Source organism: Candidatus Dadabacteria bacterium (genome assembly GCA_009837205.1).
Classification (GTDB): Bacteria; Desulfobacterota_D; UBA1144; order Nemesobacterales; family Nemesobacteraceae; genus Nemesobacter.
On record VXTZ01000010.1, the window covers coordinates 1 to 4,045 of the forward strand.

Consider the following 4,045-nt stretch of genomic DNA (forward strand, 5'->3'; position numbering starts at 1 on the left):
GCGTGGGCGCCGGTGGATTTTCCTTCAGGTTTTCCTCGCCCCCCCCGCATCCCGCGAAACCGAGGACATTAGCCAGAATCAGAAATGACCCCAGAAAACCTGAAGCGAACAAATGTCTCAGACGACTTTTCTTTTTTCTGGGAGCAGCATATCTGTCGGCGGAATCTGGTCTTCCCATCGAGGTTCCTTACATGCGGTTTTGAGAAATTTCAGACCCTGTAAGCAGAGGCAGTGTTTCAGCCGCTTTGCCCATTAAGCTTACGTCATAGAGACCCGTGCCTGGAGTTCTTTCAATGTTGATCTCAACCACAGGCTTTTCGCTTTTTTTTGCTATGAGCCCCATTGATGCCGCCGGTTCGACCACTCCCGAGGTCCCCACTATGAGAAGGAGATCGCACTGCTCTATGGCGAACAGACACCTGTCTATTCTCTCCATCGGGATTATTTCTCCGAACAACACGGTGTTCGGCCTCATTACCGCGTCGCAGGCGTCGCACTTAGGGGGAAGTTCCGGAATAGGTGCCTGGTAGTTTTTCTCCACTTTTTCGCATTCGGTGCATTTGATTTCCCAGAGGCTCCCGTGAAGTTCTATTACGTTTCGTGTCCCGGCCGCGAAGTGAAGACCGTCTACGTTTTGCGTTATGAGCGTGAAATCCTTTTTTTCCTTCTCAAGAGCGGTTATCGCGAAGTGGCCAGGATTAGGTTTGGCGTTTTTCATTATAGCCCTTCTTGAGTCATACCACTCCCACACCAACTTGGGATTTCTAAAAAAGGCCTCTGGCGTTGCAAGTTCGTGGGGGTCGTAATTCCTCCAGAGCCCTTCTTCTCCCCTGTATGTGGGGATACCGCTTTCAGCCGAGATTCCCGCCCCTGTAAGGACGACGATTTCGTTGGAATTGGTTACGAATTCGTATGCTTTTGCGATCTCTTTTTCCATGCTTTGACAACTTGGAATAAATTAACCGTTTTATGAGTCTTTTCCCATTGCTGACCGTAAAAACATGGTTGGGGGAGCGGGAGATTCTCTTGACAATTCATCCCCTGATACTAATCTTGTTTGTGTTGTGTTAGAGCAGTATGTTCCCGTCCTCATGATAATAGTAATAGCGATCGTTCTGGCCGCGGCGCTTCTGTCCGTTTCCTATCTGCTCGGTCCGAAAAGATACGGAAGCTGGCGCAAGCTGATTCCGTATGAATCGGGGATGGTTCCCAGGGGAGACGCAAGGGAGAAGGTTTCACTCAAGTATTATCTCGTAGGAGCCCTTTTCATACTGTTTGACATAGAAATCGTGTTCCTTGTAGCCTGGGCGGTCGTGTTCAGGGAGCTTGGGATGGTGGCGCTTGTTGAGGTGCTGGCATTCCTTTTTGTTGTGATGGGCGGGTACTTTTACGTTCTCAAGAAAGGAGCTTTGGAATGGGAGTAAGCAGCGGGTCACTTCTCGGCGGAGACGGTTTTCTGACGACCAAGGTCTCCGCGGTTGCCAACTGGGGAAGGAAAAACAGCCTGTGGCCGATGGCTTTTGGAACCGCCTGCTGCGCGATTGAGATGATGGGGACTTTCTCCTCGAGGTTTGATATCGCGAGGTTCGGAGCCGAAACCGTGAGATTCTCGCCGAGACAGGCGGATCTGATGATAGTTTCCGGTACCATAACCTACAAGATGGCGTCGGTCTGCAGAAGGATCTACGAACAGATGCCCGAGCCCAAGTGGGTAATAGCGATGGGGTCGTGCACGTGCGGCGGCGGACCTTTTGACAGTTACGCCGTTGTTCAGGGAATAGACGAGTTCCTTCCGGTGGATGTTTACGTTGGCGGCTGTCCCCCGAGACCCGAAACCCTTATTGACGCCGTCATCAAAATCCAGAAGAAAATAGATAACGAGGTACCCCCGATCGTATGACCTCCACACCTGACCCTGTCGATCAAATAAGGGAAAAAATAAGCGGTTATGTCCTCTCGGAGAGCACATTCCGCGGGGAGACCACCTTTGTTGTAAAGGCAGAATCGATAGTCGAGTGCTGTTTGTTTCTGAAAAACACCCTCGGTTTTACTTACCTTGTGGACGTTACGGTTGTCGACTACCTGACCGTTAAATTTCCAAGGTACGAGATTGTCTACCTCCTTCACCGCTTCGGTGAGAACTACGAAGAGAACTTGAAAATAAGGCTCAAGGCCGCTCTTGAGCAGGATAACCCCGCGATTGATTCCGTAACGTCGGTGTGGTCCGGGGCGAACTGGCTTGAGAGAGAAGCCTACGATATGTTCGGGATAACTTTCAGGGGGCATCCCGACCCGAGAAGAATACTGATGCCCGAGGATTACGACCAGTTTCCTCTGAGAAAGGACTTCGACGTGAGAGACAGGGAATCTTCAAAGAGATGCTTTGAGCGGGCTCTTGATGAAGGACTTGAGTGATGGAAAGAGTAGAGATTGTTACAGAAGAGCTTAGCACTGAGGCCGACGGTACGAGAAAGCAGACCATGATGCTTAACATGGGGCCGCAGCATCCGTCAACCCACGGGGTTTTGCGTGTGGTTCTTTATCTTGACGGTGAGATAGTCCAAGAAGCCGTTCCTCACATCGGCTATTTGCACAGGGGAATAGAGAAGCTCTGCGAGGACATCACCTATCAAAAATGTCTTCCGTACACCGACAGGATGGATTACCTGGCCTCGATATGCAACAACATAGGCTTCATACTGGCCGTTGAGAAGCTGCTCGGGATCGAGGATGAAATTCCCCCGAGGGCCAAGGTAGCCGAGGTGATAATGTTTGAACTCGGCAGAATCGAGTCCCATCTAATAGGCATAGGCGCAAACTCCATGGATCTCGGCGCGATGACCGCTTTTCTTTTCTGCTTCAAGGAGCGCGAGCGTATCTACGAGATTCTTGAGATGGTATGCGGAGCGAGACTCACGACTTCATACCCTAGGGTGGGGGGGCTCCCTATGGATCTTCCTGAAGATTTCTCGGACACGATAAGGAATTTTCTTAAGATATTTCCCGAAACCCTAAGCGAGATAGACAGGCTTCTTACGAGAAACAGAATATGGGTCGACCGCACCAAGGATGTGGCGGTCATAAGCAAGGAGCAGGCGATTGATCTCGGGATTACCGGTCCCATACTCAGAGGAAGCGGCGTTCCCTACGATGTAAGGAAAGCCGATCCCTACCTTGATTACGAAAACTACGAGTTCGACATACCGGTCGCCAATGAAGGAGACGCGTACGCTAGGTATCTCTGCAGGATGGAGGAAATGAGACAGAGCCTTCGCATAATCGAGCAGGCTCTTCGTAATCTTCCCGACGGCCCCTACATAGCCGATCTTCCCAATATCGTCTTGCCCGAAAAAGAGCTTGTCTACACTAAGATGGAATCCCTGATCAGGCATTTCGTGCTTGTCTACAACGGTTTTGAGACTCCTCCGGGGGAGATATACCATGCCGTGGAGAACCCCAAGGGGGAGCTTGGTTACTACATAGTAAGTGACGGTACGGGAAAGCCCTACAGGATGCGGGTTCGTGGGCCGTCGTTTGTGAACCTGCAAGCCCTTCCGGGTATGGTAAAGGGGGGTTTTGTCTCCGATGTCGTTGCCGCGATAGGAAGCATTGACATAGTGCTCGGGGAAGTCGACAGGTAGGAGTCAAAAAAAAGACCTGTTTCCTCGGTTTTCTCGCATTCTTTAAGACCGGCAGGGCGCAAGCCAGACTGAATGACGGCCGGGAAGCCGGTGGAAACCCGGCGGAGGTGAGAGAAGTGTACCACGGTGTCGTGCCGTAAGCCGCCGAAGGAAAGAGACAATCCCGGATGAAGATATATGAAGTAAGCAGTCACGCGTAATGGCAACTTTAACGGTGGAAGCATCTGTTATGCCGCCTCCGCGATTGCTTCGTATCTGCACCCGTTGCCCCGCAATTTGACGGGGGGGGGTGAGCAGATATGCTATCTATGAAATTTAGCTGGAAGGATATGAAGGATTTTAGAGTTATCCTTTCAGTCTCAATTGTAGCAGAACGATGTTAACTGAAAGCCGGACCACCAGCT

5 protein-coding genes are annotated in these 4,045 nt (G+C 51.0%); 4 read left to right on the forward strand and 1 reads right to left on the reverse strand.

Annotated features, from left to right (window positions below; translation table 11 throughout):
• Nucleotides 1–187: 187 nt before the first annotated feature.
• Nucleotides 188–937 (reverse strand): NAD-dependent deacylase, encoded by a 750-nt coding sequence (locus tag F4Z13_01735; protein ID MXZ47967.1) that lies wholly within the window; start codon nucleotides 935–937, stop codon nucleotides 188–190.
• Nucleotides 938–1,064: 127 nt separating this feature from the next.
• On the opposite strand from F4Z13_01735, the gene F4Z13_01740 reads away from it, so the two are divergent.
• Genes F4Z13_01740 through nuoD form a run of 4 tightly spaced genes read left to right on the forward strand, consistent with a single transcriptional unit; the run spans nucleotide 1,065 to nucleotide 3,641 of the window.
• Nucleotides 1,065–1,424, forward strand: a complete 360-nt coding sequence (locus F4Z13_01740) for an NADH-quinone oxidoreductase subunit A (protein ID MXZ47968.1) — start codon at nucleotides 1,065–1,067, stop codon at nucleotides 1,422–1,424.
• The gene (locus tag F4Z13_01745; protein ID MXZ47969.1) at nucleotides 1,415–1,900 is read left to right on the forward strand and encodes an NADH-quinone oxidoreductase subunit B; all 486 of its coding nucleotides are present in this window, start codon (nucleotides 1,415–1,417) and stop codon (nucleotides 1,898–1,900) included. The genes F4Z13_01740 and F4Z13_01745 overlap by 10 nt, the downstream gene beginning before the upstream one ends.
• A complete protein-coding gene (locus F4Z13_01750; GenBank protein ID MXZ47970.1) occupies nucleotides 1,897–2,415 on the forward strand; it encodes an NADH-quinone oxidoreductase subunit C in 519 nt (172 codons plus the stop codon). Before F4Z13_01745 ends, F4Z13_01750 begins: the two co-directional genes overlap by 4 nt.
• On the forward strand, nucleotides 2,415–3,641 hold the full coding sequence (nuoD, locus tag F4Z13_01755) for an NADH dehydrogenase (quinone) subunit D (GenBank protein MXZ47971.1): 1,227 nt from the start codon (nucleotides 2,415–2,417) through the stop codon (nucleotides 3,639–3,641). The genes F4Z13_01750 and nuoD overlap by 1 nt, the downstream gene beginning before the upstream one ends.
• Nucleotides 3,642–4,045 lie beyond the last annotated feature (404 nt).

What these genes read in the sequence shown, in the direction of transcription:
- F4Z13_01735 (MXZ47967.1), bottom strand. Translation starts at nt 937, where the DNA reads ATGGAAAAAGAGATCGCAAAAGCATACGAATTCGTAACCAATTCCAAC.
- F4Z13_01745 (MXZ47969.1), top strand. Translation starts at nt 1,415, where the DNA reads ATGGGAGTAAGCAGCGGGTCACTTCTCGGCGGAGACGGTTTTCTGACG.
- F4Z13_01750 (MXZ47970.1), top strand. Translation starts at nt 1,897, where the DNA reads ATGACCTCCACACCTGACCCTGTCGATCAAATAAGGGAAAAAATAAGC.
- nuoD (MXZ47971.1), top strand. Translation starts at nt 2,415, where the DNA reads ATGGAAAGAGTAGAGATTGTTACAGAAGAGCTTAGCACTGAGGCCGAC.